The organism is Nocardioides sp. P4_G4 (genome assembly GCF_056401085.1).
The window spans coordinates 19,249-40,265 of sequence record NZ_JBFUKA010000052.1 but is presented as its reverse complement, the minus strand read 5'-3'; the positions used below and the strand labels follow the sequence as shown (position 1 = coordinate 40,265).

17 protein-coding genes are annotated in these 21,017 nt (G+C 72.5%); 8 read left to right on the top strand and 9 right to left on the bottom strand.

Annotated features, from left to right (window positions below):
- Window positions 1-167 precede the first annotated feature (167 nt).
- The gene (locus AC1DQF_RS13445) at window positions 168-845 is read right to left on the bottom strand and encodes a histone deacetylase (RefSeq protein WP_477525724.1); all 678 of its coding nucleotides are present in this window, start codon (window positions 843-845) and stop codon (window positions 168-170) included.
- 533 nt (window positions 846-1,378) lie between these two features.
- Here AC1DQF_RS13445 and AC1DQF_RS13440 point away from each other — a divergent pair.
- Entirely contained in the window at window positions 1,379-1,930 is a 552-nt protein-coding gene (locus tag AC1DQF_RS13440) for a hypothetical protein (RefSeq protein WP_477525723.1), read from the top strand.
- Here AC1DQF_RS13440 and AC1DQF_RS13435 read toward each other — a convergent pair.
- The 6 genes from AC1DQF_RS13435 to AC1DQF_RS13410 all read right to left on the bottom strand — a co-directional run bounded on the left by AC1DQF_RS13435 (window position 1,917) and on the right by AC1DQF_RS13410 (window position 8,326).
- Window positions 1,917-3,140: a S8 family serine peptidase gene (locus AC1DQF_RS13435; RefSeq protein WP_477525722.1), complete on the bottom strand. Its 1,224-nt coding sequence runs from the start codon at window positions 3,138-3,140 to the stop codon at window positions 1,917-1,919. The genes AC1DQF_RS13440 and AC1DQF_RS13435 overlap by 14 nt on opposite strands.
- Window positions 3,137-4,543 (bottom strand): type VII secretion protein EccB, encoded by a 1,407-nt coding sequence (locus tag AC1DQF_RS13430; protein WP_477525721.1) that lies wholly within the window; start codon window positions 4,541-4,543, stop codon window positions 3,137-3,139. The genes AC1DQF_RS13435 and AC1DQF_RS13430 overlap by 4 nt, the downstream gene beginning before the upstream one ends.
- A 4-nt stretch (window positions 4,544-4,547) precedes the next feature.
- Complete coding sequence (eccD, locus tag AC1DQF_RS13425; RefSeq protein WP_477525720.1) at window positions 4,548-5,987, bottom strand: type VII secretion integral membrane protein EccD; 1,440 nt, start codon at window positions 5,985-5,987, stop codon at window positions 4,548-4,550.
- A gap of 131 nt (window positions 5,988-6,118) precedes the next feature.
- Window positions 6,119-6,412 carry a WXG100 family type VII secretion target gene (locus tag AC1DQF_RS13420; protein WP_477525719.1) on the bottom strand — a complete coding sequence of 98 codons (294 nt, stop codon included), beginning with the start codon at window positions 6,410-6,412 and terminating at the stop codon, window positions 6,119-6,121.
- Between the two features lie 35 nt (window positions 6,413-6,447).
- Window positions 6,448-6,756, bottom strand: a complete 309-nt coding sequence (locus AC1DQF_RS13415) for a WXG100 family type VII secretion target (RefSeq protein ID WP_056925820.1) — start codon at window positions 6,754-6,756, stop codon at window positions 6,448-6,450.
- Between the two features lie 190 nt (window positions 6,757-6,946).
- Window positions 6,947-8,326: a proline dehydrogenase family protein gene (locus tag AC1DQF_RS13410; protein ID WP_477525718.1), complete on the bottom strand. Its 1,380-nt coding sequence runs from the start codon at window positions 8,324-8,326 to the stop codon at window positions 6,947-6,949.
- Between the two features lie 105 nt (window positions 8,327-8,431).
- Here AC1DQF_RS13410 and eccCa point away from each other — a divergent pair, with 105 nt between their 5' ends.
- Entirely contained in the window at window positions 8,432-12,430 is a 3,999-nt protein-coding gene (gene eccCa, locus AC1DQF_RS13405; protein ID WP_477525717.1) for a type VII secretion protein EccCa, read from the top strand.
- A 462-nt stretch (window positions 12,431-12,892) separates the two neighbouring features.
- Here the strand turns inward: eccCa and AC1DQF_RS13400 are convergent, their stop codons facing one another.
- Entirely contained in the window at window positions 12,893-14,482 is a 1,590-nt protein-coding gene (locus tag AC1DQF_RS13400) for a helicase HerA-like domain-containing protein (protein WP_477525716.1), read from the bottom strand.
- A gap of 56 nt (window positions 14,483-14,538) precedes the next feature.
- On the opposite strand from AC1DQF_RS13400, the gene AC1DQF_RS13395 reads away from it, so the two are divergent.
- Together AC1DQF_RS13395 and AC1DQF_RS13390 are read left to right on the top strand one after the other, a co-directional pair.
- Window positions 14,539-14,835 carry a type II toxin-antitoxin system VapB family antitoxin gene (locus AC1DQF_RS13395; RefSeq protein ID WP_477525715.1) on the top strand — a complete coding sequence of 99 codons (297 nt, stop codon included), beginning with the start codon at window positions 14,539-14,541 and terminating at the stop codon, window positions 14,833-14,835.
- Window positions 14,835-15,350 carry a LytR C-terminal domain-containing protein gene (locus AC1DQF_RS13390; RefSeq protein ID WP_477525714.1) on the top strand — a complete coding sequence of 172 codons (516 nt, stop codon included), beginning with the start codon at window positions 14,835-14,837 and terminating at the stop codon, window positions 15,348-15,350. Before AC1DQF_RS13395 ends, AC1DQF_RS13390 begins: the two co-directional genes overlap by 1 nt.
- Window positions 15,351-15,360: 10 nt before the next feature.
- Here AC1DQF_RS13390 and AC1DQF_RS13385 read toward each other — a convergent pair whose 3' ends face one another.
- Window positions 15,361-16,878: a potassium/proton antiporter gene (locus AC1DQF_RS13385; RefSeq protein WP_477525713.1), complete on the bottom strand. Its 1,518-nt coding sequence runs from the start codon at window positions 16,876-16,878 to the stop codon at window positions 15,361-15,363.
- 92 nt (window positions 16,879-16,970) lie between these two features.
- On the opposite strand from AC1DQF_RS13385, the gene AC1DQF_RS13380 reads away from it, so the two are divergent.
- The 4 genes from AC1DQF_RS13380 to AC1DQF_RS13365 all read left to right on the top strand — a co-directional run bounded on the left by AC1DQF_RS13380 (window position 16,971) and on the right by AC1DQF_RS13365 (window position 20,996).
- Entirely contained in the window at window positions 16,971-18,155 is a 1,185-nt protein-coding gene (locus AC1DQF_RS13380) for a pyridoxal phosphate-dependent aminotransferase (protein ID WP_477525712.1), read from the top strand.
- Between the two features lie 125 nt (window positions 18,156-18,280).
- The gene (locus AC1DQF_RS13375; protein ID WP_477525711.1) at window positions 18,281-18,703 is read left to right on the top strand and encodes a hypothetical protein; all 423 of its coding nucleotides are present in this window, start codon (window positions 18,281-18,283) and stop codon (window positions 18,701-18,703) included.
- 2 nt (window positions 18,704-18,705) lie between these two features.
- The gene (locus tag AC1DQF_RS13370; RefSeq protein WP_477525710.1) at window positions 18,706-19,632 is read left to right on the top strand and encodes a hypothetical protein; all 927 of its coding nucleotides are present in this window, start codon (window positions 18,706-18,708) and stop codon (window positions 19,630-19,632) included.
- Window positions 19,629-20,996 (top strand): hypothetical protein, encoded by a 1,368-nt coding sequence (locus tag AC1DQF_RS13365; RefSeq protein WP_477525709.1) that lies wholly within the window; start codon window positions 19,629-19,631, stop codon window positions 20,994-20,996. The genes AC1DQF_RS13370 and AC1DQF_RS13365 overlap by 4 nt, the downstream gene beginning before the upstream one ends.
- The last annotated feature ends 21 nt before the right edge of the window (window positions 20,997-21,017 follow it).

Sequence of the window (21,017 nt, the reverse complement as noted above, 5' to 3'; positions counted from 1 at the left end):
TGGGCCACCGGGCGAGCGCCGTCCGACACATTGGCCGGGGTGACCGTGTCGAAGGAGCCGCGTTCGGCCGGAGCGCACAACTGCACGCCGACACCGCCCTTGTCGGCGCGCAGAATGATGTCCCGTCGTGGGACTCCGCCGAACGATCGACCATTCCGCACGGTGGGCTAGAGCCAGGTTGACGACGACCGGTGCTCTGCAGCCTGGTCGCCAGCAATGAGAGATAACAGTCCGGCCCGATTCCAAGTCGGAGCGACACCGCGGGCATGCAACAGGTAGTCCACCTGCGCCTCGGGGTCGACGTCGACGCCGTCCGCGAGGCCGGCCAAGATCGTGGTGAGGTACGCCGCGGACGGCGCGACGGGTGGGCCGGTCGAGCCCGGTCGTGCGGTCATCGTCATGACCGGCACGCCGTCGTGCGGCGCGAGCTCGAGTATCGTGTCGTAGACGCTGGAAAGCGCCACGAGCCGACCGTCGTCGTCCCGTACCAGGTCGGCGCCGCCCTCCAAGCGGGCCTCCTGGGCGACCACGTCGCTGAACTGGCCGAAGCTGACGAGGTAGGCGCGAGTGAGGACCACCCCCTCTGCGGATGGGTCGTAGAACGCCATGCCTCCGCCCCAGACCGTCGAGGTTCCTGCGAACCAAAGTGCTCCGGGCCGCCGCATTGCCAGCGAGTCGCGCGGCGGCGTCGCGTCTCGGCATCCCGTGTACTCGCGGCGGGAGCCGTCGGGACGTCCGCCCTCGAGGTAAGTCCGATACCGGCGCCGCGACAGGTTCGAGGCGTAGGCGAGGTACCAGACCGGATCTCCGGTCGCCAGGTCCGCGGTGTCGCCGATGGCGGTCACGCGAGCCGGCCACATTGCATCACCCACAAGAGCATACGAAATCACTGCGTCCATATGCGGGCACCAGCGCGCGACAGGGTCGAAAGCATCGGTCAAGAACCAGCATCAGACGGATGGACGCACCCAGATTGACCGATGGGCAACACCCTTGTCCGTGCCTGAAGCCCTCAGGGGTTCGAATCCCCTATCCTCCTCCGCTGAGCAGGCGTTCTGCGTCTGGCGCGCAGCGTGTGGAGCCAGTGCTTCGACTGACCGCCCCCTCCGCAGGGTGCGACCTGGATCGAAGCGCAAACGCCACTCGGCGTCGAACCCCATCGACATACCCTCCGACCGGTTCGTCTCCCTCGACGGCGTCCGCTTGCACTACCTTGACTGGGGCGGCGACCGAGAGCCCCTGCTGCTGTTGGCGGGGCTGGGGTGTACTGCCGCCCACATCTTCGCGGAGCTGGCCCCGCACCTGAGCGACCGGTTCCGGGTGCTCGCCCTGACCAGGCGCCCTGGGCATCCAGCGAGCCCACGTGGCGGGGCACTCGATGGGAGGGGGAGAGGTCTCTGCCCTCGCCGCTCGGTCATCCCGCACGCCTCGATCGGGTCGTCTACCTGGATGGCGCCTACGACTGGGCCGAGCGCCCACACCCGCGGGGTCGGAGGAGGCCGCGAGCCCGGACCGGTTCGCCACCTACGAGGACTACGTCAACTTCATCAACTCCCTGGTCCCCGACAACATCTGGGGCCCGCTCTCGACGCGATGCTGCATACCAGCGGACGTCCAGGCGGACGGGTCGGTGGTGGACAAGCTCTCCGAGGAGGCCTTCGCGCCGTTCGTCCAGGCGTTGAAAGCGTTCCGACACCCCTACTCCGACATCACCGCACCCGCGTTGACCATCTACGCCGTGGGGGGTCCGTGGGATCCGGACGAGGCGGCATGGCGACTCGCCTGCCGTGACCGCTTCGCGGCGGAGACAGCGCACGGTCGTGTCATCGAGGTGCCCGCCGGCGACTACCTGTTCCTCGACCACCGTGACGACGTCCTCGCGGCCATGCGGGAGGGTCGGGCCACGACCACGAGGGTCAGCGGCGGGTGAGCGGCCGCAGGATGAAGGCCAGCGCCATGAGCGCGCCCGCCAGCAGTCCCGCCCACAGAAGCAGCGTCCGCGAGGAGCCGAAGAGGTCGATCCGCTGCGGCGCCGGCGGGGCCGTCGCGTCCTCGCTGACCTCCGCGACGGTGCGCTCGACCTTGCCGCCGCGACCGAGCGTCAGGGCCCGGGTGAGTGCGTCGTGCGCCTGGACGACCCCGGCACCGGTCCACGGGTTGGCGACCTCGTCGGAGCCCTCGGCAGTCGCCTCGAGCCGTCCCACGATCTGCTTGGCGTTGTCGTCCGGGAACGCCGCGCGCAGCAGGGCGACCACTCCGGTGACCTCGGCCGCCGCCCAGGACGTGGCGACCTCGGTCACCAGGCACTTCTGACCGGTGACGTTGTAGGAGAGACCGCCGTAGGTCGGCGCCGCGACGTCGGTGTCCTTGTTGGGGGCGACGTACTGGCGCAGGTCGTCGTTGTCGGGCGCGACGGCGCTGACGGCGAGCACGCCGGGATAGTCGGCCGGGTAGACGGGGGCGTCGCTCCTCGGAGTCCCCTTGAACGACTCGGGGGCGTCCGCGTCGGCATTGCCTGCCGAGGCCACGACCACGACGTCACGGGCCAGGAGCTCCTTGATCGCCGCCCTCAGGTTGGGGTCGTCCCGGCCGACGGAGAGCGAGATGTTGACGACCGTGAACCTCTGGGTGCGGTGGAGCGCGACGAGCTGGCGGATCCCGGTGGTCAGGCCCTGGGAGGTGACGCCCTTCTGGCCCTGCGAGTAGTCGGGCACCTCGGTGTCCAGCACCCGCATGTCGATGACCGTCGCCCCCGGCGCCACGCCCTCCTTGCCGGCGATCAGCCCGGCGACGATGGTGCCGTGGCCGGACAGCAGCGGTCCCGACACGTCCGGGATGCTCAGGGCGGGGCCGGTCCTGATCGGCAGCCCGGGCTGGATGCCGGAGTCCACCACGGCCACGGCGACGCCGCTGCCGTCCGTGACGCCGTGGGCCTCGGGGACGTGCATCCGGGTCATCGGCGCGCTGGTGCGCACCTTGGTGTCGGCCAGCGTCTCGGACTCGAGCACGGTGGAGACGTCGCACTCCTCGCCGTCGGCGGCGTGGGCCGGCGTGATCGGCCCGAGGCACAGCGTCCCCAGGGCGAGCGCCGCGGCGATGCCGCCACGCGCGCGGACGCCACCCGTCGTACGCCGGGTCATGACGCGTCGGTGTCCCCGGTCGCGGGGGCGTCCTCGGGCACCCGGCGCGCGCCGTTGACCGACAGCGAGGTGCCCTCCTCGAAGAACTCCAGCCACGTGTTGGGCACCACCGGCGCCGCGCTGTCGCCGTACCCGATGTAGAGCGCCACGTCGGGGCCGACGAGCGCGTACTTCTGGGCCTTGGTGTCGATGACGTACGGCGTCCCGTCGGTGGCCGCCTCGTCGGCGCCGGACCGGACGTAGGCACCCCCCGAGGGGGAGACGTCGACCTCGTGGTTGTCGGGCCGGATCCCGGTGGCTGCGACCTCGCCCCGCGGGGTGCCGGCGAGCTTGATCTCGGCGGCCTCGCCGTCGGTGCCGGGGTGCAGCACCGCACACATGTCGGGCCCCTCGTCGGAGACCGGGGTGTCGGTGGGCCACTGGTCGGGGTAGGTGGTGTCCGCCGGGGCGACCCGCAGGTCCTCGTCGAGGTCCTGGGTGTCGGAGCCCACGGAGTCGTAGACCACCGCGGCGAACTCGCTCAGCGGGATGGGCCCGTCGGGGCCCAACAGGTAGGAGCGGCTCGGCGTGCGCACCAGGTCGCCCACCCTGAAGCGGGACAGGTCGGTCTCGGCGCCCGGGTAGTCGGCCGGGGCGCCGATGTCGGCCGCGGGGATGCCGAAGGACGCCACGTCCAGCGACGGGCCCGCCGGGAACAGGTTGAGCCACTCCTGCGGCACGACCGGGGCCTGGGAGGTGGCGCCGAAGCCGAGGCGGTCGGCGATGACGCCGGCGCCGGTGGGGTCGGCCGGCAGCTGGAGACGGTAGCCGCTGCCCCCGGGGCTGGGAGCGATGAGCCACAGTCCCCCACCGCTGCTGACCAGGAACGCCGACTGGCGCAGCTCGGCGATGTCCGGGTCCTCGGTGATGGTGAGCTTGATGCCGGTGTCGGCGGCCGTGCACGCCGTCCAGCCGTCGTCGATGAGGTCTCCGGCGGCGGGGAGCGTCGGCGCGCCGTCGATGCCGAGGTCGGAGCCGAGGGCCACCTCGCGGATGTACTTGTCGGACACCCGGTTCGCGCTCAGCTCCGGCTCCCCGAGGAGGAGCTGGGCGGAGAGGTAGTTGGGGACGCGCTGCAGACGGGGGTCCTCGCCGCCGAGCAGGACGACGTACCGCTCGCCGGTCTCCTTGGAGATGACGAAGCTGCCCTCCTCGAGCCACGCCGAGTTGGGACGTCCGATGAGGAAGCCCGCGATGGCGGCGCCGGCGAGGAGCAGCACGGAGAGCGCGATGCCGCCGATGAGCACCCGGCCCGGGCGCACGGGCTCGACCTCACGACCGCCGGGGGCGCCGCTGACGAAGGCGGTGATGAGTCGGCGCTTGCTGAAGGCGTGCGCCTCGACGAGGTCCTTCTTGGTGGCCACCGGATCAGCCCTTGACCATGTCGAAGAAGCCGGCCGCCACCACCATCAGCGGGAGCAGCGAGATCAGCGTTGCGGTCTCCACCACGTCGCCGATCCGGCCGCGACGCACCGATCCGGAGGACGGCACCAGGGTCGTGACGAGCAGGACCGCGCCCACGGCCGCGAGGGCGATGGCCGCCTCGGCCCGCCAGGCGTCGTGGATGAGGACCATCGCCAGCGCGATGGACACCAGACCGGCGATGCCGGACACCAGCCCGGCCAGGACCTCCGAGCCGGCGCGGTACTGGCGGGTGCGGAACATGACGGCCAGGCAGCAGACCGCCGCCAGGATCGTGCCGAACACCCCGCGCCCCACCGCGAAGGGGGCGAAGAGGACGAGGAGGGTGCCGACGGTCGCGGAGACGGCCAGCAGGATCTCGTGCGCCACCCGCGCGTCCGCACCCACCTGGGCGGGGTCGATCTCGTCGGGGTCGGCGGTGATGTCGTGCAGCGAGTAGATCTGGTCGACCTTGGTGCCGGTGACCCCGAGCGCCAGCCACGGGAAGATGCTCCCGGCCAGCACGACCAGGGTCATGACGACCGTGAAGACGACACTCGCCTCCCACCCGGTCACCTGGAGCAGGAGGCCGCAGGCGCCGAGGACCGCGCCGACGACCACGCCGGGGATGACCAGGGCGCGACCGTCCTGGAGGCCGACGACGGCGACCACGCCGGTGACCAGCATCGCGCCGCCCGCACAGGCCAGCGGGAGCTCGAAGAACTCGGCGGGCAGCGGCCACGACCAGCGGGGCAGCTCGCCGGGGGCGAGCAGCAGGCCGGCGACGGCGGCGTACAGGACGGCGATGAGGGACACCGCGACGCCGGCCTCGGGCTCCTCCTGGCTGTGGGCGAGCACGATGCCGCCGACGACGAGGAGTCCGGCCAGCACCGCGGCGGCCAGGCCGCCGAGCAGGCTCTCCCCCTGCAGGAGCAGGGCGAAGGCGCCGAGGCCGAGCAGCAGGGCGCTGGCGCTGAGGGCCGTACGCCGACCGGCCGCGGGCTCCCACGGGCTGAGCTCGTGCTCGACCACGTCGGCCATGGCCTCGACGATGTCGTCGTAGATGCGCGGGGCCTCGTCGTCGATGCCGGCGGTGACGGTGAGCAGGCCACCGTCCTCCACGCCCTGGATCGTGAGCCCGGCGTCGCCGGCGAGCTGGCGTCCGTCCTGGGCGATGAGGCGGTATCCGCCGTAGACCGTGGACGCATCGAGGATGCCGACGCTGCGCGCCAGCTCGGGGACGAGCTCGGCCACGGGGACGGCACCGGGGAGGACGAGGTCGACCCGTCGTGATCCCGAGGCCACAGTCACCCGGACCAGTCCGGATGCGACAGACGCCGCCTGGCTCATGCTGAGGTACCCCCGTGGTCCGTGCAGGTCACCGACGGCACGCAGCCACGGTCCCATGCGTCACTTCCGAGTCGTGCGCTCCCCGGTCGGGGAGCAGCCTACATAGCCGGATGGCCGTCCGGAGCCGACTGAGGCCGGTCGCCCCGACAGGGACGACCGGCCTCGAGTGCAGGTGTGATCGCGGACGATCAGAAGCGGTTGGCGCCGCGCGAGTCGGCCGCCTTGTACTCCTGGTTGGAGGTCGACACGTTGGCGCTGGCCTGCTGGAGCAGCACGATCATGTCGGCGATCGCCTGGTCCCACTTGGCCTTGGCCTCGTCGTAGGCCTGCTTGGCCGCACCGGTCCAGTCCGAGGCGAGCGGCTTGAGGTCGCCCTCGAGCTGGTCGAGGCGGGTCTGGATGTCCTTGGCCGCCGTCATGACGTCCTGGGACCCAGCGTCGAGCTTGCCGTGCTGGACATTGATTCCATCGAAACCGGTCATTGCAGTTCTCTCCTGAAGTCTGTGGTGGGTGGCGGTCAGCCGAGGCGGTTCTGAAGGTTCATGTGAGTCTGCGACTGCGACTCGTCGGTCTTCATGTTGTCCTTCTCGGTCTCCTGCATCGACATGGAGAGCTGGTCGAGAGCCTTGAGGATCGTCTCCTGCTTCTCCTGCCACGCGAGCATGAGGTTGCTGAACGCGGAGGCACCCTGGCCACCCCAGCCGCCCATCATCTCCGAGACCCGGTCGCTCAGGATGTTGCACTTGCCCTTGACGTCGCCGCGAGCGGTGTTGACGTACTCCGCACCCTGGGAGAGCGCCTTCTCTGTCTGGCTGAGGTTGGTCATGTCAATCCTTCCCCCTCGGTGGCTTGACCCCCGAGTTCACTGGTTGATGGTGCTCCGCAGCTGGGAGTCACCGGTGTGATGAAGCAGTGTGGTGATGAAGCTGTGTGCTGATGAAGCTGTGGCTGGTTCGGGGAGACGTCCCGGCCCCCCGTGCCGACATCGATGTACCCGGGCGTTCAGGGCCTAAACATCAGGACGTGATTTCCCACAGGCTGCGGAAGAACCCGGACGCGACGACCGTCGCGGCGAGGGCGAACGACCCGCACAGGCCCTCGGCAAGCTCGGCGCGGCGCGACCACCACACCGAGCGCCAGCCGCGACCGGTCGCCACCGCGGCCGCGAGGCTGACGGCACCGAGCAGCAGGACCGCCACCAGCCCGACGAGGACGCCGGTCGGCGAGACGTCGCCGACCAGGAAGGCGACCAGCCACAACCAGCAGGCCAGCCCCCCCACCCGCAGCAGGCGTCGCGCCGTCCTGTGGCGGTAGGAGCGGGCCGCGAGCAGGAGGCTGGCCCCCGCGAAGAACGCGAGGGCGCGGGCGCCGACACGGTCCAGGTCGATGGTCGCGGTCGCGAGCAGCAGCGGCGTGGCCACGATCGCCGTGACCATGATGGCCGCGCAGGCGGCGGTGACGGTGCGGGTGGCGCCGGCAACCAGCTGGCGCATCGCGGCGGCCGAGACGACGATGCGTCCGCGGCCGGTGCGGCCGACGTCGCGGGCCGACCAGGCCGTGACGGCGAGCCGGTCGAGGTCGATGAGCGTCTCGTCGGGCACGTCGATGGCGAGAGAGGGCACGAAGCGGGCGGCGAGCATCGCGAGCAGCACCAGGACGGCCCAGGCCACCCGCCCGTCCCACTCCAGCAGCGGCGGGACGCCGCACACGACGAAGGCGACCAGCCCGGCGACGATCCAGACCTCGAGGGCCTCGTCACGCTCGGGTCCCAGGGCCCGGGCGACGGCGGCGATCACGCCGGCCGAGACCGCGCTCACCGCCACGACGGCGGGCAGCAGGTGGACCCCGGGCTCGTAGACCGCGGCGAAGGCGGCGGCGGCGCCGAAGGCCGGCGCGGCGCCCGCACGCTGGACGGCGTGGCGACCCATCGGCAGGGTCGAGGCCAGCGCGCACAGCATCAGCACGCCGACCGTCGCGGTGCGCAGCACGTCGTCGGCGGCCTGCGCGGCGTACCAGGCTGCGAGCCAGCCGGCAGCGGCCGCGAGCCCCATCACGACCGCGGCGACCGCGGGGCTGTCGGGCTGGGCGTGCAGCCCGGCCCGGTCGTCGTCGCGTGGCCGGGAGCGGTGGACACCGCTGATGGCCACGAGCACCGACCCGGACTCGACCCCGGCGCTCGCCAGGGTGCGGTCGGCCGTCAGCAGCTCGCCGAGCGGGGTCTGGAGCAGCGGGATGCCGGCCATGCCGGTCTGGGCGGCGTACTCCCTGGCCACGTCGACGGAGGTCGCACCCTCGGGCACCACCAGGTCGAGCACCCCGGCCGGGCCGTGCACGCTGACCGCGATGGTCGAGGCGAGCACAGGGTTCGGCTGCGCGTCCGTCACGACTTCCCCCATGATCTTCATCCGAGCCGGACATCGACCGGCGTCGTGCAGGCTAGTCGGTGCCGTGCGGCCCACCTATCATCAACGCGACCATTCGGGTATGGCTAGGGGGAACCAGTGAGCACGACACTGCGTGGAGGGCACCGGCTCGACGAGCCGGAGATGCCCGGGGGCCAGATCGTCCTCCAGCCGCCGCCCGAGATCCAGGAGAGCGAGGGCGCCAGCGGCGTCCTGATGAACGCGATCCCGATGCTCGGCAGCCTGGGCTCGATCGTGCTCGTGGCGACCATGGGCGGCGGTGCCAACAAGACCCGCAGCTTCCTCGCGGCCGGCATGTTCCTCTTCGCAACGCTCGGCTTCATCATCGTCCAGATCGACYGGCAGCGTAAGCAGCGGGCCCAGCAGGTCACCGGGTCCCGCACGGAGTACCTCCGCTACCTCGCCAACATCCGCAAGGTCGCGCGCAACGCCGCCGAGCAGCAGCGTCGGGCCCTCAACTGGCACCACCCCGAGCCGTCGGCCCTCCCGGCCCTGGCCGAGGAGCGGACCCGGCTGTGGGAGCACGGTCCGGGCGACGCCAACTACATGCACGTGCGCTACGGCCTGTGCTCCCAGCCGCTCTCCACCGAGCTGGTCCCGCCGGAGAGCGCCCCCGTCGACCAGGTCGACCCCGCCGCCGCGTCCGCGCTGCACCGGCTGCTCGTCGTGCACCGGGTGCAGCCCAATCTGCCGGCCTCCATCGACCTGCGCGCCTTCGACCGGGTCGAGATCTGCGGCCCCGAGGACGAGTCGCGCGCCGCGGCGCGGGCGATGATCCTGTCCGCCACGGCCTTCCACAACCCCGACCAGCTCGTCGTCGCGGTGCTCAGCTCCGAGCAGAACCTCACCCACTGGGACTGGATCAAGTGGCTGCCGCACGCCCAGAGCGCGCGTGAGGTCGACGCGGTCGGCCCGATGCGGCTGGTCACCACGTCCATCGAGGACCTCGGTCACCTGCTGCCGCCCGACCTGAGCGACCGGCCACGCTTCGGTGCCGACGAGCGGCCGCCGACCCCGCACATCCTGCTGGTCATCGACGGCGGCCACCTGCCGCCCGGCAACCACATCGTGCCGCCCGACGGGCTGCACGGCGTCACGCTCCTCGACCTGCCCGCGCGCTGGGACGAGCTCGAGGACGCCACCCGCCTCCGCCTCCAGCTCGCCGACGACCGCCCCCAGCTGGGCAAGATGCCGATCCTGGCGATCCGGGTCCGCGAGGAGCCGATCAAGGCGCTCATCGACCAGTGCGACATCGCGACCGCCGAGGCCTTCGCCCGCCGGCTCGCCCCCCTCAAGACCATCAGCGCCGACGCCTCCAGCGGCGCGGCCGTGGACATCACCTCGTCGACGCCCGACCACATGGAGCTGCTCGGGCTCGGCGACATCCACACCTACGACACCGCCACCGCGTGGCGTCCGCGCCCCGCTCGCGACCGGCTCCGGGTCCCGATCGGCATCGGCGACAGCGGCGGCCTCGTGCACCTCGACATCAAGGAGTCGGCCCAGCAGGGCATGGGCCCGCACGGCCTGGTCATCGGCGCCACCGGCTCCGGCAAGTCGGAGTTCCTGCGCACCCTGGTGCTCGGCCTGACCATGACCCACTCCTCCGAGCAGCTCAACCTCGTGCTCGTCGACTTCAAGGGTGGTGCGACCTTCGCGGGCATGGCTGACATGCCGCACGTGTCCGCCGTGATCACCAACCTGGCCAACGAGCTCACCCTCGTCGACCGCATGCAGGACGCCCTGTCCGGCGAGATGACCCGCCGTCAGGAGCTGCTGCGCGACGCCGGCAACTACGCCTCCATCCGCGACTACGAGAAGGCCCGCGCCAACGGCGAGGACCTCGCCCCGATGCCGTCGCTGTTCATCGTGGTGGACGAGTTCTCCGAGATGCTCTCGGCCAAGCCGGAGTTCATCGACCTCTTCGTCGCCATCGGGCGTCTCGGCCGGTCTCTGGGCCTGCACCTGCTGCTGGCCTCGCAGCGCCTCGAGGAGGGCCGCCTGCGCGGCCTGGAGTCGCACCTGTCCTACCGCGTCGGCCTGCGCACCTTCTCGGCCGGCGAGTCGCGGGCCGTGCTCGGCGTGCCTGACGCCTACGAGCTCCCCGCCGTGCCGGGGCTGGGCTACCTCAAGCCCGACCAGTCGACGCTGCTGCGCTTCAAGGCGGCGTACGTCTCGGGTCCGCCGTCGGGTCGTTCGCGCGTACGCCGCGACGAGGGCGGCCACGTGCGCGGCATCCTCCCCTACACGATCTCCGAGGTGCAGGCCCTCGAGCCGCTGGAGACCGACGTCGAGGAGACGCCCGCCGCGAGCCAGAACCAGGGCGAGCAGCCCTCGCTGCTCGACGTCGCCGTGCAGCGGATGATCGGGCAGGGCATGCCTGCCCACCAGGTCTGGCTGCCGCCGCTCGACGTGCCTGACACGCTCGACGAGCTCATGCCCGACCTCGTCGAGGACCCGGGCCTGGGGCTCGTGTCGCCGCGCTGGCGCAACGTCCCGGGCCTCGTGGTGCCGCTCGGCACCGTCGACCGCCCGCGCGAGCAGCGCCGCGACACGATGACCCTCAACCTCACCGGCGCCAGCGGCCACGTGGCCGTCATCGGTGGTCCACGATCGGGCAAGAGCACGCTGCTGCGCACCATCGTGACCAGCATGAGCCTCGTCTCGACGCCGCGGGAGTCGCAGTTCTTCGTGCTCGACTTCGGTGGCGGCACGTTCGCCCCGCTGTCCCGCTTCCCGCACGTCGCCGGCGTGGCCACCCGCTCCGAGCCGGACGTCGTACGCCGCGTCATCGCGGAGGTGCAGGGCGTCGTCGACCGCCGCGAGGCCTACTTCCGCCAGAACGGGATCGACTCCATCGAGACCTACCGCAGCCGCCGGGCCCAGGGCCGGGCCGACGACGGCTGGGGCGACGTGTTCCTCGTCGTCGACGGCTGGAGCACGCTGCGCGCGGAGTTCGACGACATCGAGATGGAGCTCCAGCAGCTCGCCGGTCGCGGCCTGACGTTCGGCATCCACATCATCGCCGCCTCCGGCCGGTGGGCCGACTTCCGGGCCGCGATGCGCGACGTCTTCGGCTCGAAGCTCGAGCTGCGCCTGGGCGACCCGCTCGACTCCGAGGTCGACCGCAAGGTCGCGGCCCTCGTCCCGACCGGCCGGCCCGGTCGCGGTCTCGTCCCGAGCAAGCTGCACTTCCTGGCCGCCCTGCCGCGCATCGACGGGGACTCCGACGCGGGGACCCTCGGTGACGGTGTCGACGACCTCATCGACCGGGCGTCGGTCGCCTGGAAGGGCGACCCCGGCCCCAAGCTGCGGCTGCTGCCGGAGATGGTCGCGCTGGACAAGATCCGCGAGGACGCGCTGCGGCGCCAGCTGCCGGAGAAGAAGCTGCTCATCGGCATCAACGAGCGTGAGCTCGCCCCGGTCGGCATCGACGCCTCGGCCGAGCCGCACATGCTGGTCTTCGGCGACGGGCAGTCCGGCAAGAGTGCCCTGCTGCGCAACTACCTCCAGGAGGTCATGCGCACGCGGACCCCCAAGGAGGCGCAGATCGTGGTGGTCGACTACCGCCGCTCGCTGCTGGGCGAGGTTCCTGACGAGTACCTGCTCAACTACCTCACCTCCGCCACCCAGGCGACCCCGACCCTCAAGGACATCGCCAGCTACCTCGAGAGCCGCATCCCGGGTCCGGACGTCACCCCGGACCAGCTGCGCAACCGCTCGTGGTGGACCGGTGCCGAGGTGTTCGTGGTCGTCGACGACTACGACCTGGTGGCCACCCAGCAGTCGTCGCCGGTGCAGGCGCTCCAGCCGCTCATGGCCCAGGCCCGCGACACCGGGCTGCACGTGGTGGTGGCCCGCCGCGTGGGCGGTGCGTCCCGTGCCCTCTACGACCCGGTCATCCAGTCGATGCGCGACCTGGCCATGCCCGGCGTGCTGCTCTCCGGGCCGCGCGACGAGGGCGTCCTCATCGGCAACCTGCGACCGCAGCCCGCGCCGCCCGGACGGGCGCGCGTGGTGACCCGCGACGGTGGTACGGAGGTCACCCAGCTCGCCTGGACCGAGCCGACGATGTGATCGCGCGCGTCCGTGTCCGCGCCTGCGCGGTGGCTGAGCCACATTCCTAGTCTCCGGAACGTGGCTGGCGCACCGCTCGGGCGCGCGCCGTACGCCGACACACCGGCCGGCGGTGGCTGAGCCACATTCCCCGTCGCCGGAACGTGGCTGACGCACCGCTCGGGCGCGCGCCGTACGCCGACACACCGGCCGGCGGTGACTGAGCCACATTCCCAGTCGCCGGAACGTGGCTGACGCACCGCTCGGGCGCGCGCCGTAAGCCGACACACCGGCCGGCGGTGCCTGAGCCACATTCCCAGTCGCCGGAACGTGGCTGACGCACCGCTCGGGCGCGCGCCGTAAGCCGACACACCGGCGGGCGGTGGCTGAGCCACATTCCCAGTCGCCGGAACGTGGCTGACGCACCGCTCGGGCGCGCACAGGCCGACCGGCCGCGCCCGGGCGCCGGCGCGCGGACCTGCGTCAGCGGCGCCCCGACTTGAACATCCCCCGCGCGATCTCGCGGGCCGCCGTACGCATGAAGTCCTTGAAGACCGGTGAGGTCACGACGTCCATCACGAGTCCGTCGTCGTCCTTGGCGGCCGGGGCGGGCTTCCTGGTCCGCTCGACCTCGGGCTCGCGGGAGCGCTCCTTGGCACGCGCGTCCTCCTCGGCCTTGCGCGCCCCCTCCTCGAGCCGGGTCGCGAGGATCTCGCGCGCCGACTCCCGGTCGACGACCTGGCTGTAYGTCGCCCAGCGGGGCGAGGCCTTCACGGCCGCCTCCATGGCGGCGGGATCGGCCATGCCCATCAGCGACTCCGGGGCCCGCAGCCGGGTCCACGCCACCGGGGTGGGCGCGCCGCGCTCGTTCATCACTGTGACGATCGCCTCGCCGATGCCGAGCGAGGTGATGACCTCGCCGAGGTCGTCGTAGGCGGACTTCGGGTACGTGTTGACGGTCTGCTTGAGCGCCTTGGCGTCGTTGGGCGTGTGGGCGCGCAGCTGGTGCTGGATGCGTGAGCCGAGCTGGGCGAGCACGTCGTCGGGGACGTCGGTCGGGCTCTGGGTCACGAAGAAGACCCCGACGCCCTTGGAGCGGATCAGCCGCACCGTCTGCGCGATCTGGTCGAGGAACGCCTCGCTCGCGTCGTCGAAGAGCAGGTGGGCCTCGTCGAAGAAGAAGACCAGCTTGGGGCGGTCGACGTCGCCGATCTCGGGGAGGTCGTGGAAGAGGTCTGCGAGCAGCCACATCAGGAACGTCGAGAAGACCGCGGGACGGCTCTGGAGGTTGGGCAGCTCGACGAGGCTGATGACACCCCGGCCGTCCTCGGTGGTCTGCAGGAGCTCGCGGGACTCGAACTCCGGCTCACCGAAGAAGGCGTCCGCGCCCTGGTCGGAGAAGGCGATGAGCTCGCGCAGGATAACCCCGGCCGTGGCGCTGGACAGCCCGCCGAGGCCCTTGAGGTCGACCTTGCCCTCGTCGCTGGTGAGGTGCTGCACCACCGCGCGCAGGTCGGCCAGGTCGAGCAGCGGCAGCCCGGCCCTGTCGGCGTAGTGGAAGACCAGTCCCAGGCTCGACTCCTGGGTGTCGTTGAGACCGAGGACCTTGCTGAGCAGCATCGGTCCGAACGACGACATGGTCACCCGCAGCGGCACGCCGGTGCCCTCGCCGCCGAGGGCGTAGAACTCCACCGGGAACCCGGTCGCCTTCCACTGCTGGCCGACCGAGGCCGCCCGCGACTCGATCTTGGGGCCGCCCTCGCCGGGCACGCTGAGGCCGGACAGGTCGCCCTTGATGTCGGCGGCGAAGACCGGGATCCCCTGGGCGCTGAGCTGCTCGGCCAGCAGCTGGAGGGTCTTGGTCTTGCCGGTGCCGGTCGCGCCGGCCACCAGCCCGTGGCGGTTGAGCATCCCGAGCGGGATCCGGACGCGGACGTCGGAGAGCGAGGTCGCGTCGAGCATCAGCCCTCCGAGCTCGAGCGCGGTCCCCTCGAACGCGTAGCCGGGAGCGATGGCGGCCGCGATCGGGTCCTGGGGGGTGGCTGCGGTCGACTCGTCGGGCATGTCCGTCATGGCGCGAGCCTAACCAGCACGCACGGGGGCGGGGAGTGCGTCGATATAGTCACCGCGTGATCTTCAAGCGCGTGGGCGAGGGACGCCCCTACCCGGCTCACGGGTTGAGCTCACGCGACTGGGCCGCCATCCCGCCCCGGCAGGTGCGCCTCGACCAGCTGGTGACCACCAAGGACACCCTCCAGCTCGCCACCCTGCTCGACGAGGACTCGACGTTCTACGGCGACCTCTTCGCCCACGTCGTCTCGTGGCAGGGCGACCTCTACCTCGAGGACGGGCTGCACCGCGCGCTGCGGGCGGCCCTGCACCAGCGCAACGTCCTGCACGCCCGCGTCCACGAGCTGGCCGACTGATGCGCGACGGCGTCCGGTCCGCCCTCACCCTGGGCGGGCTGTGCCTCCTCATGCTCGTCGCCGGCGCCTGGGGCTGGAAGGCGCTCACCCAGCCGCTCCCCGACAACGCACCGGCACCCCTGTGCACCGACACGACCGTGGCGGCCGGCACCGAGGTCTTCCGCGACCAGGTCGCGGTGAGCGTCTTCAACGCCAGCTCGCGCTCCGGCCTCGCCGGAGCAACCCTCGAGCTCCTCGAGGAGCGCGGCTTCGTGGGTGCCGACACCGGCAACGCCCCCGACCCCGTGGCCCGCGTGCAGATCTGGGCGGCGGACCCGAAGAACCCCGCCGTACGACTGGTCAAGCGGCAGTTCCGCCAGGCCCAGGTCGTGCCCGGCACCGAGGTCGACGGCGAGCCACTGGGACGCGGGGTCGTCGTGGTCCTGGGGCAGTCCTACTCGTCGCTGCGCGAGAAGGAGATCGAGTCGGTGAAGGCGCGGACCGACGCGACGTTCTGCAGCCCGCCCGGCTCCTGACCGGGCCGGATCAGCCGTGGTCGCGCCGGCGTCTCGACTCGACGGCCCACTGCGCCAGCCGGCCCCCGTCGGAGACCTGGCGCAACCGCTCCTCGGTGGCGATCCGCGCCCGGCGCGGGGTGACCACGAGCAGGTCGTCGCCGTGTCGCAGGACGGTACGCCGCTCCGGCACCAGCACCTCGCCCTGCCGGATGACCAGCGAGACCGACGCGCCCTGCGGCAGCCGCAGCTCCCCCACCTCGACGCCGTGCATGCGTGAGGCGGGGCTGATCGACACCTGGAGCAGGTCCGCGGCGACCCGCTCGAGGGGCGCGGCCTCGACGTCGAGGCCGCGGGGCTCGGAGCGCCGGGCCACCCGGAGCAGCCGCGCGACGAGGGGCAGCGTCGGGCCGGTGAGGAGGGTGTAGACGACCACCATCACGAAGACGATGTCGAAGAGCCGGTCGGCGTCGTCCACCCCCTCGGCCAGCGCGATGGTGGTGAGCACGATCGGGACCGCGCCCCGCAGGCCGGCCCACGAGATGAAGGCGAGCTCCCGCAGCGGCATCGGCCGCACGAGGGAGCTGACCAGCACCGACAGTGGTCGGGCCACGAAGGTCAGGATCAACCCGGTGGCCAGGGCCAGCCCCACGATCTCCAGGCTGATCCGTTGCGGCGACAGCAGCAGGCCGAGCATCACGAAGAGCCCGATCTGGGCCAGCCACGCCACGCCCTCGGCGAAGGACTTGGTGGCCGTGCGGTGCGGCAGCTCGGAGTTGCCGAGGATCAGCGCGGCCACGTAGATCGCCGCGAAGCCGGACGCGTGCAGGGCGGCCGCGCCGCCGTACGCCGCGAAGGTGAGGCAGAGGATGGCCAGCGGGTAGAGGCCGGAGGAGGGCAGGGCGGCGCGGCGCATGACCCAGGCGCCGGCGACGCCCACGGCGACCCCCACGGCCACGCCGACCGCGAGCTCGAAGACGATGGTGCCGGCGACCCCGAGGAGGCCGCTGCTGGCGGCCGCCCCCGTCGAGACGACCCCGACCAGCACCACGGTGGGCGCGTCGTTGAGGCCGGACTCGGCCTCGAGGGTCCCGGTCAGCCGTTTGGGCAGGGGGACGACGCGCAGCACGGAGAAGACGGCCGCGGCGTCGGTCGGCGAGCAGACCGCCCCCAGCAGCACCGCCAGCTCCCACGGCAGCCCGAGGAGGAAGTGGGCTCCGACGGCGACGACGGTGACCGAGACCGCCACGCCCACGGTGGCCAGCGAGACGCCGAGCGGGATGGAGGGCCGGACCTCGGCCCAGCTGGTCGTCAGACCGCCCTCGGCCAGGATCAGCGCCAGCGCCCCGAAGCCGAGCGCGTGCGCGAGCTGCGCGTCGTCGAACTGGATCCCGACGACCGCCTCGCCGAGCACGACCCCCATCAGGAGGTAGATCAGCAGGCTGGGCAGGCCCGCCCGCGCGGAGACCCGGACGGCCAGGATCGCGGCCAACGTGACGAGGGAGCCGACCAGCAGGAACGAGTCGAGCTGGTGCACATCGAAAGTCACGCCACCTCGTCCCCACCGTCGCCGAGCCCTGATCCTATCGGCGGGACGGGACGGCGCCCGACGTCGTGCCCGCGCGTGACACGATCCAGGACATGGACGATCGGTGGGCTGTGGCCGGGCGGGCGAACGTGCCGCCCTTCCACGTGATGGACCTGCTCGCCGCGTCGGCCGAGCGCCAGCGCACGCACGGGGACCTGGTCAACATGGTCGCCGGCCAGCCCTCGACGGGCGCTCCGCGCCCGGTTGCCGACGAGGCCGTCCGCCTGCTGCGCAGCGGCGACCCCCTCGGCTACACCGTCGCGTCGGGAGTGCCGGAGCTGCGCGACGCGATCGCCGGGCACCACCGCCGCGCGCACGGCATCGACGTCACCGCCGACGACGTGGTGGTGACCACCGGCTCGAGCGGCGGGTTTCTGCTCGCCTTCCTGGCGGCCTTCGAGCCGGGCGACCGGGTGGCGATGGCCCGTCCCGGCTACCCCTGCTACCGCAACGTCCTGACCGCGCTGGGCTGCGAGGTCGTCGAGGTCGCGTGCGGTCCGGACAACCGCTTCCAGCCGACCGTCGAGCAGCTCGAGGCGCTCGGCGACATCAAGGGCCTGGTGGTGGCCAGTCCCGCCAACCCGACCGGCACCATGCTCCTGCCCGAGGAGCTCGCCGCGCTCGCGAGCTGGTGCGAGACCCGCGCCGTACAGCTCATCTCCGACGAGATCTACCACGGGATCGAGTACGCGCCCCTCGACGGCCGCCCGGCCCTGTCCCGCTCCGCGTGGGAGACCTCGCGGGAGGCGATCGTCTTCAGCTCGTTCTCCAAGTACTTCTCGATGACCGGCTGGCGCATCGGCTGGATGCTGGTGCCCGAGAGGCTGCGCCGGGCCGTCGACGTGCTCACCGGCAACTTCACGATCTGCCCGCCGGTCATCGCCCAGTGGGCCRCCGTCGCCGCCTTCACCGATGCGTCGTACTCCGAGCTGGACGCGCACGTGACCCGGTACGCCTCCAACCGGCACCTGCTGCTCGACGGGCTGGCCGCGCTGGGCATCGACCGGCTCGCCCCGGCCGACGGCGCGTTCTACGCCTACGCCGACATCGGGCACCTCACCGACGACTCGATGGCCTGGACGCGACGCCTGCTCGCCGAGACCGGGGTCGCCCTGGCGCCGGGCATCGACTTCGACACCGCGGTGGGCCAGCAGCACGTGCGGCTCAGCTTCGCCGGCCCCGAGCGTGACGTGCGGACCGGGCTGGAGCGCCTGGCGGACTGGCTGCCCCGGACGTGACGTGCGCCTCCTCCACCGGGAGGATGGTGCGATGTTTGACCACCCGGCCAGCAGGGAAGGCGGCCTGAGCACCCGCGAGGCGCGTGGTGCGTCCACGCACGGGGTCGACGAGAGGACGTGATCCGATGTACGGCGACACCGCCGCATCGCGCAGACGAGTCGCCCAGCTGCGTGAGCAGGGGGGTGACATCCGGGCGATGGCCGACCGACTCGTCGCCCAGGCGGAGAGCGTGCCGTGGACCGGCCGGGCCGCCGAGTCGATGCGCAACCGCATCAAGGAGCGCGCCTCCCACCTGCGCCTCGCCGCCGGGCACCACGACACCGCCGCCGACTCCCTCGCCCGGCACGCCGGCGAGGTCGACGCCCTCAAGGACGCGATCGAGACGACCTCGCACAAGGCCGACGCGCTGGTCGGCGACGCCCGGACGCGCGCGGCCGAGTCGGACCCGGCCGGCGAGCCCAGCCGCGAGGACGCGACCCTGCTGGCCTTCACTCCCCCTCCGGCCGGTCACAAGGACTGGCTGACCGTCGAGCTCCCGGGACTCTGATCATGGTGACCATCGACCTCACGACGCCGCCGGTGGAGCCGGCCAGCTTCCTGGACGGGATTCCCCGCCGGATCGCCGTCACGCTCCCCGAGCTGCGGCTGGCCGCCAAGGCCGCCGGCAACGCCCCGCTCCCCTTCGATCTCTCCGAGGCCGCGGGCCCCGGCGCCCTCGAGGGACGCCTGGGCGAGTCACGCGGCACCGCCGACGAGACGGCGTACGCCGCCGCCCTGGGCTCGCTGCACGACGCCGAGGACACGCTGCGCCGTCGCGGGCTGCTCACCGACGCCGGCCTCGACGCCGGGCTGGCCGGCGCGATCGGCCTGCTCGCCACCCCGAGGCTCGCCCTCGACATCGACGTGGCCGCCGCCGGCAGCCAGGTCAAGGCCTGGCACCGGCAGGCCGACGGCGCGGTCGCCACCCTGGCGACGTGCGACGGCATCGTCTTCGAGCTCGCATGGTTCCGCGCCGACCAGTGGCCCGGCGAGCTCGCCCGCGTCGCCGCCATCCCCGACGACGTGGAGCTGCGCCAGTCCGACGTGCCGGACACCATGGAGGTGCCCTTCCAGCTCGTCGACGCCATCGGCGAGGCGCTGCGCTCGGGTCGCTCCGACCTCGTGCCGGTGCTGATGGAGCACCACGGCGAGGGCGTGCTCGACGCCGACGCCACTCCCATCGCCGACACCGACGCCGCCACCGCCGTGGCCGCCGTGCACACCGAGGGACGCGGCCGGCTGCGCGTGCTCGCCGCCCAGGTGACCGACGCGGCCACCACCAGCGTGGGCGTCGCCTCGTGGGTGCTGCTCGCCGACGGCTGGCACAGCCTCACCCCCCACCAGGAGGACTCCGGACCGCGGGTGACCGTGCGTCGGGTGGACCCCGACGACCTGGCGACCGAGCTCGCCCCCGTCCTTGCGCAGGTGATCGCATGAGTGAGCAGGACCTGATCCGCGCGGCGCGTGCCGCCACGTCCACCGCCGCGTCCACCGCCGCGTCCACCGGCTCGACCGAGGCCACGGCCAACGCCGACAAGTACCACGAGATGCTGGCGCTGGCCGACCTCTTCGACAAGGCCGGGGCCGACATGCGCACCCGCGCGGGCCTCGGCGCCGAGATCCTCGCCGACGACGACGTCGCGGACTCGGCCGAGCTGTCCCCGGCCACGTTCGCCCAGGCGGAGGAGGACATCCGCGCCGCGACCACCGGCAAGCAGGGTCTGCTCACCCGGTCGGTCGAGCTCGACGCCGACGCCCTGGTGGTGCGCGCCACGGTGCTGACCTACCGCTGGATCGACGAGCTCCAGGACGCCGCCTACAAGACGCTCGGCTCCATCGCGGGCCGCGCGATCGGCTACCTGGCTCCCGAGGTCGCCCTCGGCGGCGCCATCGTGTCGGCGGGTCTCATCGAGACCGACGCCCTCGACCGGGCCGGCGTCACGTCGTACCTCAACGAGCTCGCCGAGAGCAATCCCGAGCTGATGGACCACATGGCCGGGGCCGGGGGGCTGCTCGACGGCCTCCAGATGCGCTCGCTGCTGACGGCCGGCGTGATGTCGACCGAGCGGGGCGCGGCCGCGGCCCGCGGTGGCCTCCGGGCCATCGGCGTCCAGCCGTTCTCCAGCGACGCCGTCTCCGCGCTGCGCGACTCGGCCGCCGGGTTCGCCGAGGAGGCGGAGGTCGCGGAGCCGGTCGACGCCACCACCGGCGACGCGGGCGACGCCCCGCGCACCATCGAGGACCTGATGGCCAACCTGGCCGCCGCCGACCGCCGCATCAGCGTGCAGCGCATCGGGGCGGGCCGCTACATCGCCTACCTCCCCGGCCGCCGGGCCGAGGAGGCAGGTCGGCTGCGGCTGGTCGGCGGCGACAACGCGTCGTACGTCCGTCAGGTCGTGCGGGCCATCGAGAACGCCGTCCAGGGCGAGAGCGGGGCACGGGTCATGCTCGTCGGCTCCTCGCAGGGCGGCACCGCCGCCGCCGAGATCGCCGCGGCCGCATCCTCGGACGCCTTCGTCGTCGACCAGGTCGTCACCACGGGCGCCCCCTCGGCGCAGGTGCCGACCATCCCCGAGCAGACCCGGGTGCTCTCGCTGGAGGACCGGTCCGACCCGGTTGCGCTCCTCGGGTCGCTCATCAACACGAGCGTCGGCAACCGGCTGACCGTGGTCTACGACGGCACCGACAGCGACGCCGCGTCGCCCTACGTCACCGGCGGACGCGCGGCCGACGCCGCCCAGCACCCGGAGGTCCGGGCCGAGATCGCCCGCATCACCGAGCTCGGCTTCCTGGCCGGCTGATCCGCCGGGCCCGCCCGGCGG